A 22961-nucleotide genomic window follows, 5' to 3' on the forward strand; every position below is an offset into this window, starting at 1 on the left:
TGTAAAAGCCTCAAATGGTTAAATTAGTGTAATTTTTAGGATACACTAAATCAACCATTATGAAGAGACAACTTTTTACCTTACTCATACTTACACTAAGTATGTTGTTGCCGGCTCTCTCCTGGGCGCAGGTGCAGGTATCCGGAAAGGTTACCGACGCCGCCACAGACGAACCCTTGCCGGGAGTCGCAGTTACCGTACAAGGTACCACTATCGGGACACAGACCGACCTCGAAGGAAATTACCAGATCAATGTGCCGTCCAGCGGGTCAATGCTGGAATTTCGTTTTCTTGGGTATACCAACCAGACGATTGCTGCTGACCGCGAGCTTATCAATGTGGAGCTAGCAACCAGCGCGCAGGCGCTCAATGAAGTGGTAGTAACCGCAATGGGCACACAGCGAAGCAGGAATGAATTGCCATTTGCGGCAGAAGAAGTGAGCGCTGAGGAATTGACAAGGACCCGGGGAGCGAATTTTATGAATTCCCTTTCAGGAAAAGTTTCCGGTTTAGCCATCCGGCAAAATAACAGCCTGGGTGGATCTACCAATGTGGTGATCAGGGGCTATAAATCCATTACGGGAAATAACCAGGCCCTTTTTGTCATTGACGGGGTGCCGGTAAGCAATGCCAATACAAACACCGAGGATCAGATGGAAGGATTTGCCGGCTATGACTACGGCAATGCCGCCGCCGATATTAACCCTGATAATATCGCCTCGGTTAACGTACTTAAAGGCGCAGCGGCTACGGCTTTATACGGTTCGCGCGGCGCTAACGGCGTAATCATGATCACCACTAAAAAGGGGCGGAAAAATAGCCTGGAAGTATTGGTGAACAGCGGGTTTACCGTAGGAAGCATAGATAAAACTACTTTTGCGGAATACCAGAATGAATATGGCGCAGGGTATGAATCCGGATTTTACGATGTGAGTTTTCCCGACGGCGATGGCGAAGGCCAGGCGGTATTATTCGATCATGATGCATCCTTTGGCAGCGCCTTCGATCCGAATTTAATGGTCTATCAATGGGACGCCCTGGATCCCGCCTCTCCGAATTACCATCGAAAAACTCCCTGGGTCGCCGCTCCCAATGATCCTTCGGATTTCTATGAGAATTCCACCAACTCCAATCAAAGTATTGTGATCAGGGGCGGGGGCGACAGGTCTACCTTTAAAGCCGGGTATACCCGGATAGATCAGACAGGAGTCCTGCCTAACAGTTCCCTGGATAAGAATCTATTCAATTTCTCCGCCGCTTACGATGCCACACCGAAACTGAAAATAAGCGCTAATGCCAATTATTCAAAGATCGACGGCCTGGGCCGGTACGGCACGGGCTATTCGGGGATCAATGTGAACCAGCAATTCCGGCAGTGGTGGCAAGTCAACGTAGATATTGAGAAGCAGAAGGAGGCTTATTTCAGGAACCGCCGGAATGTTACCTGGAACTGGGCCGACCTGGAAGGCACCGGGCCTATTTATTCGGATAACCCTTACTGGACAAGATACGAGAATTACCAGAACGATACACGAAACCATTATTTCGGCTATGCCGCGGCAGATTGGATCGTGACAGACTGGTTAAGTATTATGGGCAGGGCTGCCATTGACGCGACGGACGATTTCCAGGAAGAACGCGTAGCGGTTGGAAGCGCCGGCGGTACTGCGGCAGCTGAATACGGCCGCTATAACAGGACGTACAGCGAAGCGAATTACGACCTTATTCTGAATTTTAATAAAAGCCTGTCGGCGGACCTTAGCCTGACCGGCTTGCTGGGAGGCAATATGCGGCGGATAAAGATCAATTCTGTGAGGGCCACCACCAACGGCGGCCTGGTAGTACCCGGCTTGTACTCCCTTTCAAATTCAGTAAGCCCTATTGAGCCACCGGATGAGAATTATGAACGCGTGGGTGTAGACGGAATATTTGCCAGCGCTACCCTCGGGTACAAGGAAACAGTCTTTCTTGACCTTACCGCCCGAAGGGATCAATCCACCACCTTGCCCGAAGGGAATAATGTATATTATTATCCGTCCGCGGCCGCAAGTTTCCTTTTTTCAAACGTAATGGAAGATTCGCCCTGGCTGTCTTACGGTAAATTAAGAGTGAATTATGCCGAAGTGGGTAACGATGCTCCGGCCCTGAGCCTTTTTGACGTTTATGACAAACCGGCCGGTTTCGGATCTATTCCCATCTTCTCCCTGCCGGATGTGAAAAATAACGAAGAACTGAAGCCCGAAAGAACCAAAAGCATTGAAGCTGGTTTGGATATGGCCTTTCTCGACAATCGCTTTGGTTTTGAATTTTCCTGGTACAAAACGCGGTCGGTTGACATGATCATCCCGGTCAGGGTTTCGGCTGCCACCGGATATACGGAACGTTTTATTAATTCGGGGGAAATGCAGAACAAGGGGATTGAACTTTCTGCCTTTATAACCCCTGTACTCAGCGATAATTTTTCCTGGAGAATGGATCTGAATTTTACGAGGAACAGGAATAAAGTAGTGAGTTTGTACGGAGAAGGGGATAATAAAGTGGAGAATATCATTATCGGCGATTTTCAGGCTGGTTCCGCAAATGCTGCAGTAGGATACGGATACGGAGTGATCAAAGGCTCCACTTATGTTTATCATGAAAACGGGCAGCCGATTGTCCGGCCAAACGGGTACTATGAGATATCTTCCACCTCCGATAACGTAATAGGGGATCCCAACCCCGATTGGATCGGCGGTATTAGCAATACACTTCGCTACAAGGGAGTATCCCTGAATTTCCTGGTGGATATCCGGCATGGCGGGGACATCTTCTCCCTGGACCAATGGTATGGAATGGGTACCGGCCTTTACCCGGAAACGGCGGGCCTGAACGAACTGGGCGTACCCAAAAGAGCCCCTGTGAGTGAAAACGGCGGTATTTTATTGCCGGGTGTACAGGAAGACGGCTCTCCAAACGATGTAAGAGCGGCGCTTTCCAACGGGTCCGCCAATCCCTATGGCTATGTGGAATCGCCGGAGATCTTTGGGATATTCGATGCCAGTTATGTAAAGCTCAGGGAAGTGGCGCTAACCTGGTCCCTGCCGGATAACTGGATAGAAAACCTTCGTGCTTTTAAAGGTATTGACGTTTCCCTGATCGGGCGGAATCTCTGGATCATCCATAAAAACCTTCCTTACTCCGATCCGGAAGAAGAAGACAGCGCAGGGAATATTAACGGATACCAGGGCGGCGCTTACCCTACGGTCCGCACACTGGGAATGAACGTACGGTTTAGGTTTTAAACAAGAAAAACATGAAAAAGCTAATAATATTTTTGTTCCCGCTTATCTTCCTCGCTTCCTGTGTGGAAAACCTGGATGATTATAATATTGATCAGAAACGCGCCGACGAGGCGCCTCCTGCCACTTTATTTACAAGTGCATTGCTGAACCTGACCGATGATATGGCCACCCCGAATGTGAATATCAATAACTTCCGGTTCTATATCCAGCAATGGTCGGCAACCACGTACCTGCAGGAGCCTCGTTATGATCTTTTATCACGTATTATTCCCCAGAACTGGTGGGAAGGTAAATACCGGGACGTTCTTTCCGATCTGAAAGAAGCAAAGGAACTGCTTTTAGCCGACGAATTCCTTGAAGCGGCCGTAAAGGATAACCAGCGCGCTCAGATAGAGATCATTGAAGTATATACCTGGTCCGTTCTTGTAAATACCTTCGGGAATATTCCTTATAGTGAAGCATTGAATATTAACGACCCGCTGCCGAAGTACGATGATGCCGCAACTATCTATAATGATCTGCTTGCCAGGCTGGATACGGCGCTGGCATTGCTGGACCCTTCGGCGGAAGGATTCGGGGACGGGGACCTCCTGTATAATTACGGCGATATCACCACAGGCGTAGAAGGCTGGGTAAAATTCGGCAATTCGCTCAAATTGAAATTGGGAATGATCCTGGCTGATGTGGACCCCGCAAAGGCGAAGGCCATCGTGGAAGAAGCAGCTCCAAACGTATTCGAAAGCAACGAAGACAAAGCCCGGTTCCCTTATATCAGCACGCCTCCCAACCATAGTACCATCGCCGATAATATGCACCCTGATTTTTCAACCCGGCAGGATTATGTAGCGGGAAAGCCTTTTGTTGATAAATTAAATGAGCTGGAGGATCCCCGCCGGCCGTTTTATTTTACCACGGTAGATGGGGAGTACAAAGGCGGGTACATTGGATTTACAAATGCATATGCCGATTATTCACATGTCAGCGATAAAGTTATCGCTCCTGATTTTGAGTACCTGTTGATGGATTATTCCGAAGTGGAATTCCTTCTTGCGGAAGCAGTTGAAAGAGGATTTAACGTGGGAGGAACCGCCGCAGGCCATTATAACGATGCAATAACCGCTTCCATCACCTACTGGGGAGGATCCCAGGCACAGGCAAGCGCCTATCTCCTTCAGCCGGATGTGGCCTATTTAACTGCAGAAGGCAATTACAAGCAGAAAATAGGTGTGCAAAAGTGGATCGCATTATACAACCGGGGCTACGATGCCTGGACTTCCTGGAGAAGGCTGGATTACCCGGAACTGGAACCGGTTGGCCCCGGAACAGCGCCTCCGGATACTGATCCCCAGGATATTCCCGCGGGCCTGAACATACCAGTCCGCCTGATTTATCCTGTTAGTGAGCAAGGCGAAAACGGAGCCAACCGGGCGGAGGCAGCCGCTGCCATCGGAGGCGATGAAGTGACTACTAAATTATTCTGGGATGTAAACTAGTTTTGCGATCGCTAAGCGGGAATTGCCCCGCATACTTACCGCCGGGAGGCTGCTGATCCCGGCGGTTACAAAGCTATTCGTCCGGCGCCTTCTCTTCTGCAGGTTCTTTGATCAGCTCGCTGAGGGTGGTGCCAAGTATCTCCGCAATCTGGGCGAGTCGTTCCAGGGTAAGCCGGGTAAGGCCTCTTTCAAGCTTGCTGTAAGCATTTTGGGAAAAGGTAAGCCGGAATGCCATGTATTCCTGGGAATATTTTCTTTCCTGTCGCAATACCCGGATATTCTGCAAAATGGTGGTACTCGATATGTCTTCCATAAGAGTATCGATTAGGCTTAAGTTTAAGAAACGAGATAAGCAAGTGCAGTTAAAAGTAATAAATAATTAGTGGCTAACAAAATAAATTGCATTTTAAAACCTACAGCTATAATTTAAAACTTCAAGGTTTAAGAAAATGGTTGGATCAGGAAGCGAAGTGTATTACCTTTATTTTGTATTTCACAGGCGTCAGGCCTCATATTTACCTATGTTCCAAAGGCCGGCGCTGCAGACACTGATTATTGCCCACAGTACTCGGTTTTTAGGTTTATGTCTACTTATAAACCCCGCAGCGCCGGCTTATGGAAAAACATGCAGCAATGGAAAAGGAATACATAAGGCACGAAATTGCGCTGGAGATGGAGAGCCTCAAATTCTACCAGGGATTTTATCTCCCTATTGGTACAGGGATCATAATCCTGGTTTTCACGAAGGATGAGGTTACGGAAGCGTTGTTTATCTGCTTCTTTCTGAGTGGTATAATTTCTATTACTTTTTTGTATTTACGGGGCCGGCTTTCAAGGAGGAGATTGAGAAAATTATATAAAAAGCTTTGATGCAGATGGATGCGCTAACAATAATGGGATGTCTTGGTGCGGCCCTGATCTTTATAGGGTTGCCTCTGGCTGACTTGATAGAAGGAATGATTGGAGAAAGGCGTTCAAAAAGGCTTCGCGAAAAAAATAAGGACGCTTAAGCCGCTACTGCGCTGCCATATAGCGGTAGATCATTTCAGAAACATCAGCCATGGCAGCTATTCCTGCTTCGGCATCCTCCAGGTCTTTGGAAAGAAGCACCAATACATAAGTTCGCCCGCCGGGCAGGAAAACAATGCCCGAGTCGTGGCGTACACCGCTGATGGAGCCGGTTTTGTGAGCTACTTTTACATCTTCCGGAAGGCCTGCCGGGATGATCCTGTCAAATTCCTGGTCCAGTAAGGTACTTATCATGGCCTTTGAGGCTTCAGGACTGACAATTTCCCCGGAAGCCATTTTCTGATAAATCCTTAAAAGATCAAAAGCAGTCGTGGTATTGCTCAACCCTTTTTCATAGGCTTTTAAATCCTCCACGCCACGCAATACCCGGATATCGGCGGCGCCCAGATTCCTCATGGTTTTGGTGACGTTCTCCGCTCCCGCCAGTTCTATAATAATATTAGTAGCGAGGTTGCTGCTGCGAATGATCATTTTATAGAGCAGCTTTTTCAGGGGAACTTGCTCACCAATGCGCTTGTATAAAGTGGTGTCGCTATCACTTCCTGCGTCAAGCCGGTACAAACTTCCGTCAACTATACTTTTAAATTTATTTTTAATAAGCAAGGAGTCATCAAGGGATAACTTTCCTTCCGCGGCCTGCTTATATATTTCAATCAGGACCGGTGTTTTCATGGTGCTGGCCGCATGAAACACTTCCCGCTCATTGAACAGCAGTTCTTTACCGGTATCCATATCATGGAAGGCAACGGCAAAAGTCCCGTTTTCGGCTTCCAGCCTGGAAATTATGCGCTCCCGTAGTTCCCCGGGATCTGTTATTGACTGACAACGGGGGCCGGTGGCGGTAAGGCTGGTGATAAGAACAGCAAGCAGGTATTTAAGCATAAAATGAATATAAGTAAAATTTCGATTTTTTTGAATCCATACCCGCGGTTTTATACCCATGAGGCGCTGCTGGCCAGGGGAGGAAGGTATAGCGAAATGTGGGAACAGCAATTCCCGGCGCTAAAATCCCCTGAGCTTCCGAAATAATCGAACCTGCGCCTCGAAATATTCTATCAAATTTGTAGTTTGCGGTCTGCATAAAGGATATGCATTGTCAACCCGTATAAAAATTAACATGGAACGTAGAAAATTTATCTCTGTGGGAGCTTTGGCCGGGCTGGCCGCCGGAACGATCTCTACCGGGGCATTTGGCGCAGCAGCAGGTTCAAAGGAAACCGTCGCTAAAGAAAAAAGATACCAGAAAGGAGTGAGCCCCTGGCCAATTTGCCTGGATACGGCTACCATCCGGCCGGCTTCACTGAAAGACAAAGTAAAGATCGCTGCAAAAGCGGGTTATGATGCCATTGAGCCCTGGGACGGCGAGTTGGAGAAATTCGAAGCCGAAGGCGGCAACCTGAAAGACCTGGGCAAGGAGATCCGGGACCTGGGGCTATTCGTGCCAAGTATGATCGGCTTGTGGAACGCTCTTCCCCCGACGAAGGAATTATGGGAAGAATCCCTCAAAGATACCCGCAGGCGCATGCGCATGGCTGCCGACATCGGGGCGCAGCACGTGCAGACCATTCCGAATACCGTAGGAGATAATTACGATGTAAGATGGGTCGCCGCCCGCTACCGGGAAATTATTGAAATGGGCATGAATGAGTTCAACCTGAATCCGGCCCTGGTATTTGTGAAATATTTCCCCATGCGGACCATGGGACAAGCGGCCGCCGTAGCGCTGGATGCGAATCATCCTAAGGCGATGGTCATTCCCGACGTATTCCATATGTATATCAGCGAAGGCGGTTTTGAAGGATTAAAACTGCTCCAGGGAAATGCGATAGCTATTTTTCAGTTCAACGATGCACCGGCAGCGCCTTCCCTGCCCGAACTGGGCGATGAACACCGCGTATTTCCCGGCGACGGCATTCTTCCGCTTACGGACATTCTGAAAGACCTGAAGGCAACCGGTTTCAAAGGCTGCGTGTCCCTGGAGCTTTACAATCCCGAATACTGGAAGCAGGACCTGCAGCAGGTAGCCGAAACCGGCTTGCGGAAAACCCTGGAAGTCATCAAAAAGTCCGGAGTCTGAGTTTCGCCGCCATGCACAGGCATTTAATCGTTCTGGCGGGCCTCCCTGCGAAGCTGACGTTCCAGCCTGCGCTGTTCGCGCTTGCTTAACGTATCGCTGTCTGCTTCAGCCGGTTCGGAAAGCCGCCCGGCGGGCAGCGAATCAGGTTCGGCGGAAGGTTCCCTGGCCGGGTTGCCAAAAATGCCGGGCAGGCCTTCCAGCAGCCAGTCCCCTTCGGGCAGCAGCTGGTCAAGGGTATCCGGTTCCCCGGCGCCTTCAATAGAATTATTTTTTACCCAGGCTTCGGCCGGGCCATTGAGGTGCAGCCCGTAAAAATAATTGCCGGCTTCTTCTTCGGTGATCCAGCCCCTGCGCAGCATGATATCGCGGATCAGCTTATAGTACCAATGCCTGGAGGAACGGATGGTGCCGTCCCCGTTCCAATGGCCGGCGAAGCGGGCAGGGCTCGGAACAATACTGGCCAGGTAAATACTTTCCGGCAGGGAAAGCGCAGAAGGATTCTTGGAAAAGTAAAACCGGGAAGCAGGGCCTATGCCATAGATGTCCGGGCCCCATTCAATTACGTTCAGATACACTTCATACATGCGCTCCTTGCTAACCAGGCGTTCATGTTCGATCAGCCAGACGATCATCATCTCCTCCAGCTTGCGGGCCACCGTCTTTTGCCGGTCAAGAAAGACGTTCTTTACCAGCTGCATCGAAATAGTGCTGCCGCCCCGTTCAAACTCGCGGGTTTTATAGTTCAAAGCAATGGAGTTGCGGAAAGCCTCTTCATTAAAGCCCTGGTGCCCGAAAAAGTTTCCGTCTTCCGCCGTGTTAACTGCGTCTTTGACGTAATCCGATATTTGTCCAAGCGGCGTAAAGTCCGGATTTGACGGGCCTACCGTAAAGGAAGTCAGCGCCTGCCCGTCATTATAGGGCGTATGAACGTAAGGGCCGTTGATCTTACGAAAATCCACCTTCCCAAACTCAACGATCTCAAAGTCATGCTGCGCCAATTCGGAACTGAACACGAGCGAATCCGGGATGCTGTCGTTCAACCTGAAATCCAGGTGGTAACTGAGGCGGCCTTTCACTTTCATGCCTTCCAGCGTCTCAAACAAGCCCCGCGGAAAAGAGTCAAAGAAGGCCTGGGCATCCATGTCCTCGCTGTGTACGCCCAATTCATAGATTTTCTGCGGACGCAGCGTATATTTCAGGTAAGGATGAAAGCGGATATCTTTCATGGAGGCCGTGGAAGCGCTGTCCAGGCTTATCCAGTTTTTCCCGAAGCGCATAACGGCATCTACTGACGCCGATTCCAGGAAGATATCGTTCGCCGCTATTTTCGGATGGTTCAGCAGCAAGCCGTTTACTCCCCAGGAACCCTTGATCTCCAGTTCGCCATCCTCGTAACGCACTTCTTCCATCGTGGTGCTGATATCGTCGAAGCTCAGCTTAAGCTGGTATTTATCATACAGGTAAGGCATTTCAAATTTGCGGTCATCGGCGTAAAAACGCAATTCCATCTGCCGGTCCGAGGGCTCTATCCGGCCGCTCAGGTGCCAGGTGGCTTCCCCTTTGTTTAAAACGAAAGTAGATTCCAGCTTGCCGTTCACCATCCGTACTTCCTGAGCCAGCACTTCGGCTTTCAGGGAATCATCATTGATCCGGAGCAGGAAATTACGCACATCCATATCATCGGGTACCTTGTAAAGCGCACCTGTGAGCAGGCGGTGGGCCAGCGCCCCGATATCCGTTCCTCCCTTGCCAAGGCTGTCTGCTTCCGGGAGCGGTTCCCCGCTTGCTTCCGGGAGTGGTTCCCGGCCAGCTTCCGGGAGTGGTTCCCCGCTTGCTTTTTTCTTCAGGAAGAAGTCGATATTCGAAATACTGTCCCTGCGTACCAGGTGCAGCAGGCCGTTGCTGAGCGAAAGTTTGTCCAGCTTCAGGTTGCCGAAAAGCAGGGGCCATATCTTTATATCTACCAGGCATTCTTCCAGGGTCAGCAAGGTGTCCCGGCCTTCGGGAACGACCGAAACGTCACTGAACCGCACCGTACTAAGGCCGGCAAAACCTGATTCCCCGATTTGGATATCCAGCCCCTTTTCCCGCTGGGAAGCAAGCAAGGCCTCCAGTCGCTCGCGAAAAATCCCTTCCCGTATAGAAAGCGCATAGCCAATAGCAACCCCAAACAGGATAACCAGCAGGGAGGGTATCCACCAAAACCGCTTCAGCCAGGCCAGTACACGGTTTCCGGCGGGTTTCAACCACCTTTCTGCAAATTTCAATTTTGCCGCCGCGTTTTTTTTCCACGCCGGTCCGGGGCCGCCTTTAGATTCCTGGTTGTTCAACACCTTACGAAAATAAGCAAAAAACGGAAGAAGCGACGGGTGGTACAGGTGAACAATATGCTAAGTAGCTTGTTGTGTGATAAAACCACAGTTTCTGTGTAATTTTGCAGCAAATATAAAGGCAGCGTCAGCAATGAATTATACGAAAGAACAAGTACTTAATGCATTAAAGCATGTTCAGGAACCCGATCTTAAGCAAGATCTGGTAACCTTGAACATGATCGAAGATATACACGTACAAGGGAACAAGATAAGTTTCACCGTGATCCTGACTACTCCGGCCTGCCCGCTGCAGGCAATGATCGAAAAGGATTGCAGGAACGCCATCCGGGAATATGTCAGCCCGGAGGCGGAAGTAGAAGTGAAGATGACCGCCAGGGTTACCACGCGCAATGCCAATATGTTCCCCAATATCAAGAACATTATTATCGTTTCTTCCGGAAAGGGCGGCGTGGGAAAATCAACCGTTGCAAGCAACCTTGCCCTGGCCCTGTATAAAAAAGGAGCGAAGGTGGGCCTGCTCGATGCGGATATTTACGGGCCTTCTATTCCCATGATGTTCGGTGTGATGGGCGCCCGTCCCGATGTAAAGACCGAGAACGGCAAGCACCGCATGCTGCCCATTGAAAAACACGGGATCAAGCTGCTCTCTATCGGCTTTTTCGCCACTCCCGGACAGGCCATTCCCTGGAGGGGGCCAATGGTCTCTTCCGCCGTGAAGCAATTATTTAACGATGCCGACTGGGGCGAGCTGGATTACCTGGTGGTTGATTTCCCTCCCGGCACCGGCGATATTCATATTACTGTCGCCCAAGGGTTCCCTGTTGCGGGAGCGGTACTGGTAACTACTCCGCAGAATGTGGCCCTGGCCGATGCGGCGAAAGGGGCCGGCATGTTCCGCATGGACGCCATTAATATTCCCATCCTGGGGGTTGTGGAAAATATGTCCTGGTTCAGCCCTGCCGAGCTTCCGGACAATAAGTATTATATCTTTGGAAAAGGAGGCGGAAAGGCCCTGGCTGAACAGTTTGACGTTCCCCTGCTGGGCGAGATCCCGCTGGTGAAGGCAGTGAGCGACGCGGGCGATACGGGCTCGCCGCTTGTGCTTGATGACAGCCATCCCGTTAGCGGGGCTTTCCTTGAGCTGGCCGAAAGAGTGGCGCAGCAAGTAGCTATTTCCAATTCCGGCATAAATGAACCGGTTGTAAATTAGCTATTTACTTAAAAGATTGCTATTTTTGTAAAAAGTTGCGGAAAAATATTTATGAAAGAAAACCTGGCGATAAAGGAAAAAGTAGAAGCAGCTCTCGGCCAGATCCGGCCTTACCTGGAAGCTGACGGAGGGAATGTGGAAGTGCTGGAGATCACCGAAGAAATGGTCCTGAAGCTGAAGCTGGTTGGCGCCTGCGGTTCCTGCCCCATGAGTATTATGACCCTTAAAGCAGGCATCGAGGAAACGATCAAACGCGCGGTACCGGAGATATCCGCCGTGGAAGCCATTAATATCACCGATATTGATGATCCCGACGCGGTTTTGCCGGAACGTTTCCGGTAATATGCTCCGCCCGCGGCCGGCTTGCGCTGCTGCCGCAGCGCTGTAAAGCCTGCCATATTTGCGCTTCGAGGTATTCGAGGTATTTTGTGCGTCTTCAGCGCCTTTTCCGGGAAGGTTTAGGGAAGCGCATCCGGTACTCCGCCCTGATCTCCCCTTTTGAGATGGCATTTAAACGATTTTGAAGCATTCTTTTCTTCAGCGGCGATAAATAATCAGTAAAAAGTTTCCCTTCCACATGATCATATTCGTGCTGGATGATTCGCGCTGCCATGCCGCTATAGGTTTCCGTATGTTCCCCGAACTCTTCATCCATATACCGGATCGTAATATCTTCCGGCCGGCTCACATCTTCCCGGATATCGGGAATGCTCAGGCAGCCTTCGCCGGTTGACCAGTCTTTCCCGCCCCTTTCAAGTATTTCCGCATTGATAAAGATCTTTTTAAAGTCCTTCAGGGAATCCTCATCATCCCCGTAGGGACTCGCGTCAATAACAAAAAGACGAATGGACTGCCCTATCTGGGGAGCTGCAAGGCCCACGCCGCTGGCCTGGTACATTGTTTCGAACATGTCCGCGATCAGGCGGTCCAGTTCGGGGTAATCAGGCCCTATTTCCTCGCATTTTTTCCTTAATACCGCGTCTCCGTACGCTACAATGGGTAAAATCATGCTGCAAAAATACGGATTTTGCCGCATTATTCATCCCACCATACCGGTTGATCCAATTCCACCTGGGGTACATTCGCATTGTTCCTGCTCGTTTCCGTATCGCAGTATTAAAGTATTGCTTTAGGTAAGAATTTTTCTTAAAAATGATACATGCGGTTATTTATTTTTGTTAAATTAGCATATAGTGATTTATTTATGGTCCAACTTTATTTTATAGCTTACGAAACGGTTAACCTTTACGGGAATCTACGCAATTCTACTGTTATTAATCGGCGGCTGTCAAAAAGAAATGAATTTGGTTCAGCCGAGTCTGAGTAAAATTAGTACGGAGAGTGCTTATTTATTGACTGGTATCAGTACCTATCCTTTAGACTGGGAAAATATAGATTATATGCCCACCCCTCCCGGTACGCCTGCAGTTCTTGTTCCCTGGGCGTCAGGTGCGTCCCGGCAGTTTACCGCTGAATTGGCAGGAGATTACAAATCTTCAGATGGATGGACGTTAGTTTATAACACATTTAATACTTCGATTATTTCGGATAATTGGTATTTCATTTTATATAATAAATACCGAGGAGTTATTCGGCTCTATTACTACATTCCAAATAATGCAAATTATATTTCTTCTGCCAATATGGTGCATAAGTTGCAAATTGAAGGCTCTTATGCCTCTTCTTCTCCAATGCTAAACTTTGCTGGCCAAAAGCTTGTTGACGTGGATGTCAATTCCGATTTTGCTTCTACCATTGAACAATGGCAGGTTGCTCGGTCAACTTGGTATATTTTTCAATATGAACTGGCCTTTGATGAAAATATGGATCTCCAAACCTATTCTACCTTTAATTTTCTATGGCCCTTGAGGTCTTCCCAAATTTCTAATATTTCGCTCAACGGAACCGTGGTAGGATCTTTAAAGGGAACGCTTAGCTTACCGGGAAGTGATTTCACCATTTCACCAAATTTTAATATAGATGGAAGTCAAAACAAAAGTATCCTTACAATAAATGGATCGAGTGATGCCGATAAACTAGAGCAAGGTTTAGGACAAACTATTGTTAATGCCATAAAGGGAGCAATAGTTAGCGGCGCAAACGGGTTAATAAAGAATATATTGAGTGGTATTTTTAAGAGGAAGCAATCAACTCCTGAGGAAAATGTAAACCTTAAAATAAGTGCGGATGTTTCATTAGATGGGCAATTGACCTCAGATATTTTATTGTCTTCACCTGCCTTTGCGATACCCGGGTATAATCAGTCCTCTACCCCGGGATTTGTTCCTGCTTATAATGAGCCGCTCGGTGTTTTTTATTTGTCTGATCGGCCTACGGTTGATGTTACGTTTAGAGACGTTCCTGCTCCTCCATGTGCAGGCGGAGGCGCTCCCGACGAATATTATAAATATTCCTTTGACCTTGATGAAAATTCTTTTGATCTCATTTTTAATCCTGCAGTAACAGCAATAGCTGATATAACGAATATAAGCTATGACATCTTGATGGATCTCGGTAATAATAGTTCTGCCGATATGGTTCCATGTGCGGGGGGATATCTTCCGGAGCAAATTATCGGAGTAGGTACGCTTTATGATGTACGATCAGTAACTACTTTATTCCCTACCCTCGGAGGAAGCTGGCTGTATGTTCCTGTTTATGTTAGAGTGTCTTTTGATGTTGAACCCAAAGATGGAAATCCACCAGTAACTATAGCAAAAACATTTATCGCAGATAATACAATTGAAGAAATCTTTTAAATGAACTAACTCAACCTTTGCGTTTCCATCCAGCCCTGGAGGATGATCGTGGCGCTTACTTTATCCACCAAATCCTTTTTTTGCCGGTCGGAGCGTTTGGCGCCCGCAGCCAGGATAGCGCGGCCCGCCATTACCGAAGTAAAACGTTCGTCCACAAGGTGTACCGGAATGCCGGGGAACTGCTTACGCAGCCGCTTCACAAAACCTTTTACATGAGGTGCGGAAGAGGAAGGGCTTCCGTCCATTTGTACAGGATCGCCCACGATGAAGTGGGAAACCTCATTTTCCACCAGGTATTTTTGCAGGAACGGCTCCACCTCTTCCGGGTGGATGGTGGTAAGTCCGGTAGCGATCAGCTGCAAGGGGTCGCTCACGGCGATCCCTACCCGTTTGGTTCCGTAATCAAAAGCCATTAAGCGCGGCATGAGGCAAATATCTCATAATTTTTCTATCTTTCGGCAATGCAATTTAAGGAGATAATTGGTCAGCAGGCCGTAAAGGATCAGCTCATTCGCTCGGCTCGTGAAGGAAGGGTAAGCCATGCGCAGCTTTTTACCGGCGCCGAAGGTAACGGTGCGCTGCCGCTTGCTATTGCCTATGCCCAGTACCTTTCCTGCGAACAAGCGACAGAAACGGATTCCTGCGGAAGCTGCGTTTCCTGTAAAAAATACCAGAAGCTGGCGCACCCTGACCTTCATTTTTCCTATCCCTTTATTGCGTCTAAAAAGGAGACCGTGGCGCTCGACTATGTTCAGCAATGGCGGGAGGCGCTCCTGGAACAGCCCTATCTTACGCTGGAAAAATGGATGCAGCGCCTGGACGCGGGAAATAAGCAGCCGAATATCAATATTGCCGAATGCCATTCCATCATCAGCAAGCTGAGCCTGAAGCCTTTTGAATCCGATTTTAAGGTCCTGATCATGTGGCTGCCGGAGTTCCTCCGGGAAGTAGGGAATTCCCTGCTGAAGCTCATTGAAGAGCCTTCCTCCAAAACCCTGTTCCTGCTGGTAAGCGAACAACCCGACCAGTTGCTGTCCACCCTGTTGTCCAGAACACAACTGGTCAGAACAGCCCGGCTGGGGGAGGAAGAAATTGCGGGCTACCTGCTTGATTCAGGGGAAATAAACCCGGAGCTGGCCCGGCAGGCGGCAAGGCTTTCAGGAGGGAACCTAGCGGCGGCCATTGACCTTTTGGCGGGCGAAAGCAGCAATTACGGGCAATTATTCATGGACTGGATGCGGGTTTGTTACCAGGGTGACGGCTTAAAGATGGTCGAATGGAGCGACAATGCTGTAAGCGCCGGCAGGGAAAACCAGAAAAACCTGCTTCGTTATGGCCTGTCGCTGATACGGCAAAGCCTGCTGATGCGGGTAGGCCTGCCTGTGCAGGCCCTGGGACAGGAGCTGGAGTTCATTACCCGGTTTTCCGCACAGCTGGACCCGGAAAAAGCAACCGCTATCTCGGGAGAACTGGAAAAGGCAATTTACCATATAGAACGGAATGCCAACCCCAGAATTCTCTTTTTAGACGTATCTTTGCAGATTATGCGACTATTAAAGTCCAGGCAGGTGTTGCCTGGCAGTGATGTGACGATTCAGGAGAGAAATTATGGGATGTAGTACTTGTTCGTCCGGGGGGTGCAGTACACCTGCCGGATGTAAAAATAACGGAAGCTGCCTGACCGATGGCGGATGCAGCAAACTGGATGTATATGACTGGCTGGCCGATATGGCCCTGCCTTCAGAATTCGAGCCTTTTAACATTGTCGAAGTCCGCTTCAAGGGGGCACGCAAGGACTTTTACCGCAATACGAATAATACCTACGTGGAAGCCGGGGAACTGGTTGTGGTAGAAAGCGCTACAGGCGGCTACGATGTGGGGCACGTAACGCTGACCGGCGAACTGGTCCGGCTCCAGATGAAACGGAAAAATATTCCCGCAAGCCCGGACCTCAAAAGGCTGCTGCGCAAGGCCAGCGAAACGGATGTGAAGAAATGGGAGCAGCTGAAATCCCAGGAATACGACACTTTGCACCGGGCAAGGAAGATCATTGACCACCTGGGACTGTCTATGAAGCTTAGCGACGTAGATTACCAGGGCGACCGCACCAAGGCCACCTTTTACTATACGGCCGATGAGCGGGTGGATTTCCGGGAACTTATCCGGAAACTGGCCGAAGCGTTCCGGGTGCGCATTGAAATGCGGCAAATAGGCATGCGGCAGGAAGCCAGCCGTCTTGGCGGGATCGGATCCTGCGGCAGAGAACTTTGCTGCTCCACCTGGCTGACCAATTTTAAAAGCGTTTCCACGGCGGCGGCGCGTTACCAGAACCTGTCGCTGAATACCTTGAAGCTGGCCGGCCAGTGCGGGAAGCTTAAATGCTGCCTGAATTACGAACTGGACACCTATATGGACGCGCTTAACGAATTCCCCGACCATGTGACGAGCATCGAAACCCAGCGGGGCCCGGCCATACTGCAGAAAACCGATATTTTTAAGAAATTAATGTGGTTCAGTTATTCCTCTGCGGAAAACTGGATACCCGTGGAAGTAAGCAAGGTGAATGAGATCCTGGAACGGAACAGGAGGGGAGAACGCCCGGCCGACCTGCAGGAGGTCCCGTCCGAGCCGACGGTGAAAAAGATACCCGGTTACGAGAATGTGGTGGGGCAGGACAGCCTTACCAGGCTTGACGATAAAGACGGTAACAGAAGAAAGAAAAAACGTCCCGGTAAAAACCGGAGAAACCGACCTCCAAGGAAAGCATGAGCTATTCAGGAAAAGCAATCTCTGCCCTTTTAACTGCGCTGTTGCTGCTGCAAGCATGTGCCGATCAGGCGCTGCTGGATAGCAACGCAGCCATTGACGACCGGGGCTGGAGTTACGAAGTAATGCCTGAATTCGACTTGCAGGTAAGTGATACCACGGCTGTTTATTCCCTGATGCTGAACCTGCGGCACACCGGGGAATACAAATATTCCAACCTGTTCCTCCTGGTACATGTCATTGGCCCGGACAAAGATACGGTAAGCAATCGCTTTGAATTTACCCTGGCTGCGCCTGACGGGCGGTGGCTGGGTGACGGCGCCGGCAATGTATACTCCTATAGCATACCTTTCAGTGACAGTACCCGTTTTCGCAAAGCAGGGCTTTACCGCTTCCAGCTGGAGCAAAATATGCGTGAACCGGTTTTAACGGCTATTGAGGACGTAGGTTTACGAGTGGAGAAACGGTAGCAGCTTTTCCAGCTGCATGCCCCTTGATCCTTTCAGCAGGATAAGGGAGTCGCTTAAGCGCTGCGAGCCAAGCCAGGCCGAAGCTTCCTCCTGGTTTTCAAAAAAATGCAGGGCGGGAGCGGTTTTCCGCTGGCGAAAAAATTCAGGGCCTATCAGGCAGGCCTGCGGAATCGCGAGTTCCTCCAGCAAACGGATGATGGAAGCGTGTTCTTCTTCCGCATAAGCCCCCAGTTCAAACATGTCTCCCAGGACAGCCACTTTGTTTTTTGAGGGATGGGAAGCCAGATGCCGTATGGCGGCGGCCATGCTCCCCGGATTGGCGTTATAGGCATCCAGGATTACCAGGTTGCTTCCCTGTTCCACTTCCTGGGAACGATTATTGGCCGGTATGTACCCTTCAATACCGCGTTTTAACTGTTCAGCAGACAGGCCAAAATGATCGCCCACGCAAACCGCAGCCAGCAGGTTTTCAAAATTATAGTCCCCGCTCAGCGCCGAATTCACCGTGTGCATTTCTTCATTTCCTTTTTTCTGCCAGGAAAACCGGAGATGAGGCTGGGACCCGGTCAGCTCTCCGCGAATATCGCAGGAAGGGCTTGTGCCGTACCAGGTGATATCCGTCAGCCCGTTGGACATTTCCACCAGGCGCGGATTGTCGGCGCACACGAATGCGTGCCCGTTATTGATGGAAAGACTGTCGTACAGCTCTTTTTTGCCTTTCATAACCCCTTCCAGGCTGCCAAAGCCTTCCAGGTGGGCTTTCCCTACGTTGGTAATGAGCCCGTGCGTTGGCCGGGCAATCGAACAAAGTAATTCAATCTCCTTCTGATGGTTGGCGCCCATTTCAATAATTGCCATCCCCGTTTCGGCATTAATGCGCAGGAGGGTCAGCGGAACACCAATATGATTATTCAGATTGCCCTTGGTTGCAAGGGTGTTGAATTGCTGTGAAAGGACGGAATAGAGCAATTCCTTGGTCGTGGTCTTGCCGTTAGAACCCGTAATGCCTAGTACGGGGATCGTAAACTGGTTGCGATGGTGCCAGGCAAGGTTCTGCAGGGAATTCAGCACATCCTGTACCAGGATGCAGCGCTCATTACCGGCATACGCTTCTTCATCTACGATGGCATAGGCCGCACCTGCTTCCAGCGCCTGCCGGGCATAGGCGTTCCCGTTAAAGTGAGGGCCTTTGAGGGCGAAGAAAAGACTGTCCGGCGAAATAGCTCTTGAATCGGTGGAGACCGCCGGGTGAAGCCGGAACAGGCTGTATAGATCCTCGGTTTTCACGCGATCAGGTCAATTACCACTTCCTGGCCTTTGGTTTTTTAAATTTAGGCCTTCTGCTTTGTGAAGCGCTGAGGTCGGCCGGTTCGCCAACGCTGATCATTGCGCAGCGGAACCCGATGGTTGCCGTGGCGGAATCCTGGTCCAGGTAACGCCGGGAGCCGGGAGTAAGCCAGTAAGCCCTGTCATTCCAGGAACCTCCCTTATACACCCTTGATTCATCCGTAATCAGTGAACTTTCGCCGTATTTATAGTCCTCCGCAGGGTCGTAAAGGCCGCGCTTATCGGGATTTTCAAAATTAAACGTGTCTATGGAAACCGGCAGCCGGCCCAGGCTGTCCTTGGGAAGCGGATTCCCGTTTTCGTCGCGAAGCACTGTTGTATAAAGATTTCCCCGGAAAGGGTTAAAGTCGTTTACATCCTGGAAGCTCAGCGGGCGGTACACATCCTGTACCCATTCGCTGACGTTTCCTGCCATGTCGTACAGGCCGTAGTCATTCGGCGGATAGCTTTTTGCCGGAGCGGTGATGATAAAATCATCGTTGCCGTAGCCGGCAATACCTTTGTTATCTCCCCGTCCGCGCTTGAAGTTGGCGAGGAATACCCCTGGGTCTTGCCGTCGGGGCTGCGGAGCGACAGACCGTTCCAGGGATAGATCTTTTTTTCTTCCCAGTTCTCAAATTCCTGGTTTCCTACCAGCGCCAGCGCGGCATATTCCCACTCCGCCTCGGAAGGCAGACGGTAAGAGGGAAGCAGGATCCCGTCCATTGGGCGTACGTTACGGTAGGGTTGGGGTGAATTAGGATCCAGGTTCTCCAGTTGTTTCAGCTTTTTATCCCCCACCAGCGTCTCATATTGCCCGGCATAATAAGAGCCGGTATTGAAGCTGTTGGCATCCTGCTGGTTAGGATCAAAACTGATGATCCCTTTTTTGATCAGGATCCCTTCGTTCACACGGTCCGTGCGCCAGATGCAATATTCTGTGGCCTGGGTCCAGCTCACGCCCACTACAGGATAATCCTGGAAAGCGGGATGCCGCAGGTAGTTCTCTACATAAGGTTCGTTATAGGAAAGCGGATGCCGCCAGACCGAAGTGTCAGGCAGGGCCGCCTGGTAAACTTCCGGGTAACCCTGGTAAACCCTTCCCAGCCAGTACAGGTATTCCAGCCAGTGACTATTGGTCACTTCCGTTTCATCCATGTAAAAGGTATTGACGGTTACCCGTCTTTCGGCGCTGTTATTAAGATGCATCAGGTCCGCCTCCAGGTTCCCCAGCACAAATGTTCCCCCTCGATAACGATGAGACCCGGTCCGGTAGCTTGTTTAACTTTCGCGTATTTTTGAAAACCGCCCCATTCAGCATCATTGAATTTCCAGCCGGTTTTTTCGGAATAGGTCTTTTTCTTGCAGGAAGAACCTCCTGCTATTAAGAAGATGGAAACCACTAACAATAACGTAGTGTTATATTTCATGTTTCACCGGTGTTTTCATTTAATCATGCACAATACTAAACGAACAAAAGTATAAAATATTTTACTACTTTTGGTTGTAATGTCCAGAGATAAATTGGATGCCGGCGGTATGTGTTTAAAGTTCGTTTCAACGGTTATTTTGGCCGCCTGTTCCCTGTATGCCGCCGCCCAGGATATTGGAGGAGGGACACAGAGCGACGGGAAAAGAATCAATTCTATCATTACGGCTGCCCCCTTCCTGATGATCGGCCCCGATTCCAGGTCCGGGGGAATGGGCGACGTTGGTGCGGCAACCGCCCCCGATGCCAATTCCATGCATTGGAACCCTGCGAAATATGCATTTATAGAGACACAGGGCGGTGTAAGCCTGGCATTTACCCCCTGGCTAAAACAACTGATAGATGATATAAACCTGGCTTACCTGGCGGGTTATTATAAAATCGACAACCGGCAGACCCTTGCGGGTTCTATTCGTTATTTTTCCCTGGGCGACATCACCTTTACGGACCCGCAGGGAAACGAGATCCAGCAGTATAATCCCAGTGAATTTGCCCTGGATGCGGCTTATATCAGGAAGCTGACCGATAATTTTTCCATTGCCATGGCGCTCCGCTATATTCACTCCAACCTGGGCGCAGGCAGTTACAACGGCACTAATGTAAACCCGGGTACGTCGGTAGCAGCAGATGTGGGCATTTATTACACAACTTCGGTACCCACCAGGGGAGAACCTACTGACCTGTCCTATGGGGTCACCATTTCCAATATCGGCTCAAAAATGCAATACGGCAGCCAGAAATACTTTATTCCCACCAACTTCCGGGCAGGCGGGGCTGCTACTTTTCACCTGGATAAGATCAATCAGCTGACGATTGCCCTTGACCTGAATAAACTGCTGGTCCCTACTTCCCCTTACCGGGATGCGGAAGGGAATATCATTGCCGGGAAAGACCCGGACCGTTCGGTGCCTTCAGGTATATTCGGGTCCTTTACCGATGCGCCCGGCGGCTTCCGCGAAGAACTTCACGAGATCAGTGCAAGCACGGGTTTGGAATACTGGTATGACGATCTTTTCGCCCTTCGCGGTGGTTTTCTTTACGAACACCCCACCAAGGGAAACCGTAAATTCTATACCCTGGGCGCCGGGATAAAATATACTTCCCTGCATTTTGACTTCGCGTACCTGATCCCCACCGACCAGCAGAACCCCATGGAAAAAACACTTCGATTTACCTTATTGTATAATTTCGGTCCTCAAAATGAATTTTAGAATTGGATTCGGATACGATGTCCATCAATTGAAAGAAGGAAGCCCCCTTTTTATCGGCGGCCTACAATTGCCGGCCGAAAAGGGCGCTGTAGGACATTCCGATGCCGACGTATTACTGCATGCGATTTGTGACGCGCTGCTCGGCGCCGCCAACCTGCGCGATATCGGCTTTCATTTCTCCGATACGGATGAGCGCTGGAAAGGAATAAGCAGCATCATCCTGCTTGAAAAGACCGCCGGCCTGCTAAAAGAAAAAGGCTACCGCACGGGAAACATCGACTGTACCCTGTGCCTGGAGCGTCCCAAAGTGAACCCGCATATCCCCGCCATGCAGGAAAAGATCGCAGAAGCGCTCGGCGTTTCCCCTGCCGACATTTCCATTAAAGCAACCACCAGCGAAAAAAGGGGCTTCGTAGGCCGCGAAGAAGGCGTCACCGCCTACGCCGTCGCCCTGATCTTTAGCCTTTAAACCAAGCTCCGGCTTCTATACACCCCCGGGCGGCGGAAAACCCCGCCATCTTCTGAGCCCTGAAAAAGCAAAGCGCCAGCAAAAGACAGGGCTAGAAACTAGAAACTAGAAACTGAAAACTAGAAACTAAAAACGTCAGAAACCCCGTTGCCTCATAGCTTCAAAGACGATAATAGCGCAGGACGTGGAAACATTCAGGGAATCTATTCTGCCGCGCATCGGGATTTTGATCTGATCATCGGCTTCCCGGAGCCATTTTTCGGTAAGACCGGTGGATTCCGTGCCCATGACAATAGCGCAAGCGGCGGTCAGGTCGGTTTCGTGGTAATAGTTGACGGCGGTCAATGCGGCCGCGTAACTTTTTATTTTTTTTTCTTTAAGGAAATCAAGCGTTTCATCCGAAGAAGCGGCAACCACCTGGGTGCTGAACACACAACCTAAACTTGAGCGGATCACGTTAGGGTTGCCAAGGTCTGTTTTGGGGTCGCAAATGATCACCGCATCCGCCTTTGCCGCATCGGCCGTACGCAGGATTGCGCCCAGGTTGCCGGGTTTTTCCACAGCTTCCAAAATAATTAAAAAGGGATTCGCAGATAACCGGAGTTCTCTTAGCCCCAGGGGATGATATTCCGCAAGTCCAATGATGCCGCCGGAATGTTCCCGGTAGGCGATCTTTTCAAAAACGGGAAGGGTCACTTCCTGCAGCAGATGCGGATCAAAGCGGGTAAGCAGGGCAGGGTCTGCTATTTCGGCACAATAAAAAATTTCGCGGAAAACAACGCCCGCTTCACATGCGAGTGCGATCTCTCCATGGCCCTCAATAATAAAAAGCCCTTGCTTTTGGCGCTCAGATGATTTTTCCCGGAGTTTTACCAGTTGCTTGACGCGGGGATTCTGCAGGCTGCTTATCACGAATTAGTATCTTGTATAAATTAGGGCCGGATCAGTTGAACAGAGCCGGATCGGGGGAACAGTTCGGTAATTGCCTGATCGCCTGCGGGCGGCTGGATCAGGGGAACAGTTCGGCATTGCCTTTTCGCGTGCGCGC

21 protein-coding genes are annotated in these 22961 nt (G+C 50.1%); 11 read left to right on the plus strand and 10 right to left on the minus strand.

From position 1 onward, the window contains the following. Positions 1-59 precede the first annotated feature (59 nt). Positions 60-3281 (plus strand): SusC/RagA family TonB-linked outer membrane protein, encoded by a 3222-nt coding sequence (locus FRZ59_RS06735; RefSeq protein ID WP_132130063.1) that lies wholly within the window; start codon positions 60-62, stop codon positions 3279-3281. Positions 3282-3292: 11 nt separating this feature from the next. Then, positions 3293-4774, plus strand: a complete 1482-nt coding sequence (locus FRZ59_RS06740) for a SusD/RagB family nutrient-binding outer membrane lipoprotein (RefSeq protein ID WP_132130062.1) — start codon at positions 3293-3295, stop codon at positions 4772-4774. Between the two features lie 73 nt (positions 4775-4847). Here FRZ59_RS06740 and FRZ59_RS06745 read toward each other — a convergent pair whose 3' ends face one another. Next, positions 4848-5087 carry a helix-turn-helix domain-containing protein gene (locus FRZ59_RS06745; protein WP_132130061.1) on the minus strand — a complete coding sequence of 80 codons (240 nt, stop codon included), beginning with the start codon at positions 5085-5087 and terminating at the stop codon, positions 4848-4850. Between the two features lie 701 nt (positions 5088-5788). Then, positions 5789-6685, minus strand: a complete 897-nt coding sequence (locus FRZ59_RS06750; protein ID WP_132130060.1) for a serine hydrolase — start codon at positions 6683-6685, stop codon at positions 5789-5791. Between the two features lie 235 nt (positions 6686-6920). On the opposite strand from FRZ59_RS06750, the gene FRZ59_RS06755 reads away from it, so the two are divergent. After that, positions 6921-7880, plus strand: a complete 960-nt coding sequence (locus FRZ59_RS06755; RefSeq protein ID WP_132130059.1) for a sugar phosphate isomerase/epimerase family protein — start codon at positions 6921-6923, stop codon at positions 7878-7880. A 23-nt stretch (positions 7881-7903) separates the two neighbouring features. Here FRZ59_RS06755 and FRZ59_RS06760 read toward each other — a convergent pair whose 3' ends face one another. Next, a complete protein-coding gene (locus FRZ59_RS06760; protein WP_132130058.1) occupies positions 7904-10147 on the minus strand; it encodes a biosynthetic peptidoglycan transglycosylase in 2244 nt (747 codons plus the stop codon). Between the two features lie 196 nt (positions 10148-10343). Here FRZ59_RS06760 and FRZ59_RS06765 point away from each other — a divergent pair, with 196 nt between their 5' ends. Both FRZ59_RS06765 and FRZ59_RS06770 read left to right on the plus strand, forming a co-directional pair. Then, positions 10344-11423 carry an Mrp/NBP35 family ATP-binding protein gene (locus FRZ59_RS06765; RefSeq protein ID WP_132130057.1) on the plus strand — a complete coding sequence of 360 codons (1080 nt, stop codon included), beginning with the start codon at positions 10344-10346 and terminating at the stop codon, positions 11421-11423. Between the two features lie 51 nt (positions 11424-11474). Then, complete coding sequence (locus FRZ59_RS06770) at positions 11475-11765, plus strand: NifU family protein (protein WP_132130056.1); 291 nt, start codon at positions 11475-11477, stop codon at positions 11763-11765. A 94-nt stretch (positions 11766-11859) separates the two neighbouring features. Here the strand turns inward: FRZ59_RS06770 and def are convergent, their stop codons facing one another. Further along, a complete protein-coding gene (gene def, locus FRZ59_RS06775) occupies positions 11860-12432 on the minus strand; it encodes a peptide deformylase (RefSeq protein ID WP_132130055.1) in 573 nt (190 codons plus the stop codon). A 289-nt stretch (positions 12433-12721) separates the two neighbouring features. Between def and FRZ59_RS06780 the strand changes: the two genes are divergently transcribed. After that, positions 12722-14182: a hypothetical protein gene (locus tag FRZ59_RS06780; protein ID WP_132130054.1), complete on the plus strand. Its 1461-nt coding sequence runs from the start codon at positions 12722-12724 to the stop codon at positions 14180-14182. A 5-nt stretch (positions 14183-14187) separates the two neighbouring features. Here FRZ59_RS06780 and ruvX read toward each other — a convergent pair whose 3' ends face one another. Continuing rightward, a complete protein-coding gene (gene ruvX, locus FRZ59_RS06785; protein ID WP_132130053.1) occupies positions 14188-14607 on the minus strand; it encodes a Holliday junction resolvase RuvX in 420 nt (139 codons plus the stop codon). Between the two features lie 36 nt (positions 14608-14643). Between ruvX and FRZ59_RS06790 the strand changes: the two genes are divergently transcribed. From FRZ59_RS06790 to FRZ59_RS06800, 3 genes are read left to right on the plus strand one after another with little or no spacing between them, the layout of a single operon-like run. Further along, positions 14644-15801, plus strand: coding sequence for a DNA polymerase III subunit (locus FRZ59_RS06790; RefSeq protein ID WP_132130052.1), 1158 nt, complete (start codon positions 14644-14646; stop codon positions 15799-15801). After that, positions 15791-16951 carry a PSP1 domain-containing protein gene (locus FRZ59_RS06795; RefSeq protein ID WP_132130051.1) on the plus strand — a complete coding sequence of 387 codons (1161 nt, stop codon included), beginning with the start codon at positions 15791-15793 and terminating at the stop codon, positions 16949-16951. Before FRZ59_RS06790 ends, FRZ59_RS06795 begins: the two co-directional genes overlap by 11 nt. Beyond that, positions 16948-17418, plus strand: a complete 471-nt coding sequence (locus FRZ59_RS06800; protein WP_132130050.1) for a gliding motility lipoprotein GldH — start codon at positions 16948-16950, stop codon at positions 17416-17418. Before FRZ59_RS06795 ends, FRZ59_RS06800 begins: the two co-directional genes overlap by 4 nt. Here the strand turns inward: FRZ59_RS06800 and FRZ59_RS06805 are convergent. The 4 genes from FRZ59_RS06805 to FRZ59_RS18955 are packed head-to-tail and all read right to left on the minus strand — an operon-like array spanning position 17398 to position 20174. Beyond that, entirely contained in the window at positions 17398-18705 is a 1308-nt protein-coding gene (locus FRZ59_RS06805; protein WP_132130049.1) for a UDP-N-acetylmuramoyl-tripeptide--D-alanyl-D-alanine ligase, read from the minus strand. The genes FRZ59_RS06800 and FRZ59_RS06805 overlap by 21 nt on opposite strands. 13 nt (positions 18706-18718) lie before the next feature. Continuing rightward, positions 18719-19234: an SUMF1/EgtB/PvdO family nonheme iron enzyme gene (locus FRZ59_RS19420; RefSeq protein WP_349290844.1), complete on the minus strand. Its 516-nt coding sequence runs from the start codon at positions 19232-19234 to the stop codon at positions 18719-18721. Further along, a complete protein-coding gene (locus FRZ59_RS06810) occupies positions 19132-19980 on the minus strand; it encodes an SUMF1/EgtB/PvdO family nonheme iron enzyme (protein WP_262713167.1) in 849 nt (282 codons plus the stop codon). The genes FRZ59_RS19420 and FRZ59_RS06810 overlap by 103 nt, the downstream gene beginning before the upstream one ends. Further along, on the minus strand, positions 19953-20174 hold the full coding sequence (locus FRZ59_RS18955) for a hypothetical protein (RefSeq protein WP_225975228.1): 222 nt from the start codon (positions 20172-20174) through the stop codon (positions 19953-19955). The genes FRZ59_RS06810 and FRZ59_RS18955 overlap by 28 nt, the downstream gene beginning before the upstream one ends. Before the next feature lie 79 nt (positions 20175-20253). Between FRZ59_RS18955 and porV the strand changes: the two genes are divergently transcribed. After that, complete coding sequence (gene porV, locus FRZ59_RS06815; protein ID WP_225975229.1) at positions 20254-21444, plus strand: type IX secretion system outer membrane channel protein PorV; 1191 nt, start codon at positions 20254-20256, stop codon at positions 21442-21444. Beyond that, complete coding sequence (gene ispF / locus FRZ59_RS06820) at positions 21434-21913, plus strand: 2-C-methyl-D-erythritol 2,4-cyclodiphosphate synthase (protein ID WP_132130047.1); 480 nt, start codon at positions 21434-21436, stop codon at positions 21911-21913. Before porV ends, ispF begins: the two co-directional genes overlap by 11 nt. 135 nt (positions 21914-22048) lie before the next feature. On the opposite strand, the gene FRZ59_RS06825 is transcribed toward ispF, so the two are convergent. Then, entirely contained in the window at positions 22049-22825 is a 777-nt protein-coding gene (locus FRZ59_RS06825) for a TrmH family RNA methyltransferase (RefSeq protein ID WP_132130046.1), read from the minus strand. Positions 22826-22961: the final 136 nt, after the last annotated feature.

The sequence above is a fragment of the Anseongella ginsenosidimutans genome, assembly GCF_008033235.1.
Classification (GTDB): domain Bacteria; phylum Bacteroidota; class Bacteroidia; order Sphingobacteriales; family Sphingobacteriaceae; genus Anseongella; species Anseongella ginsenosidimutans.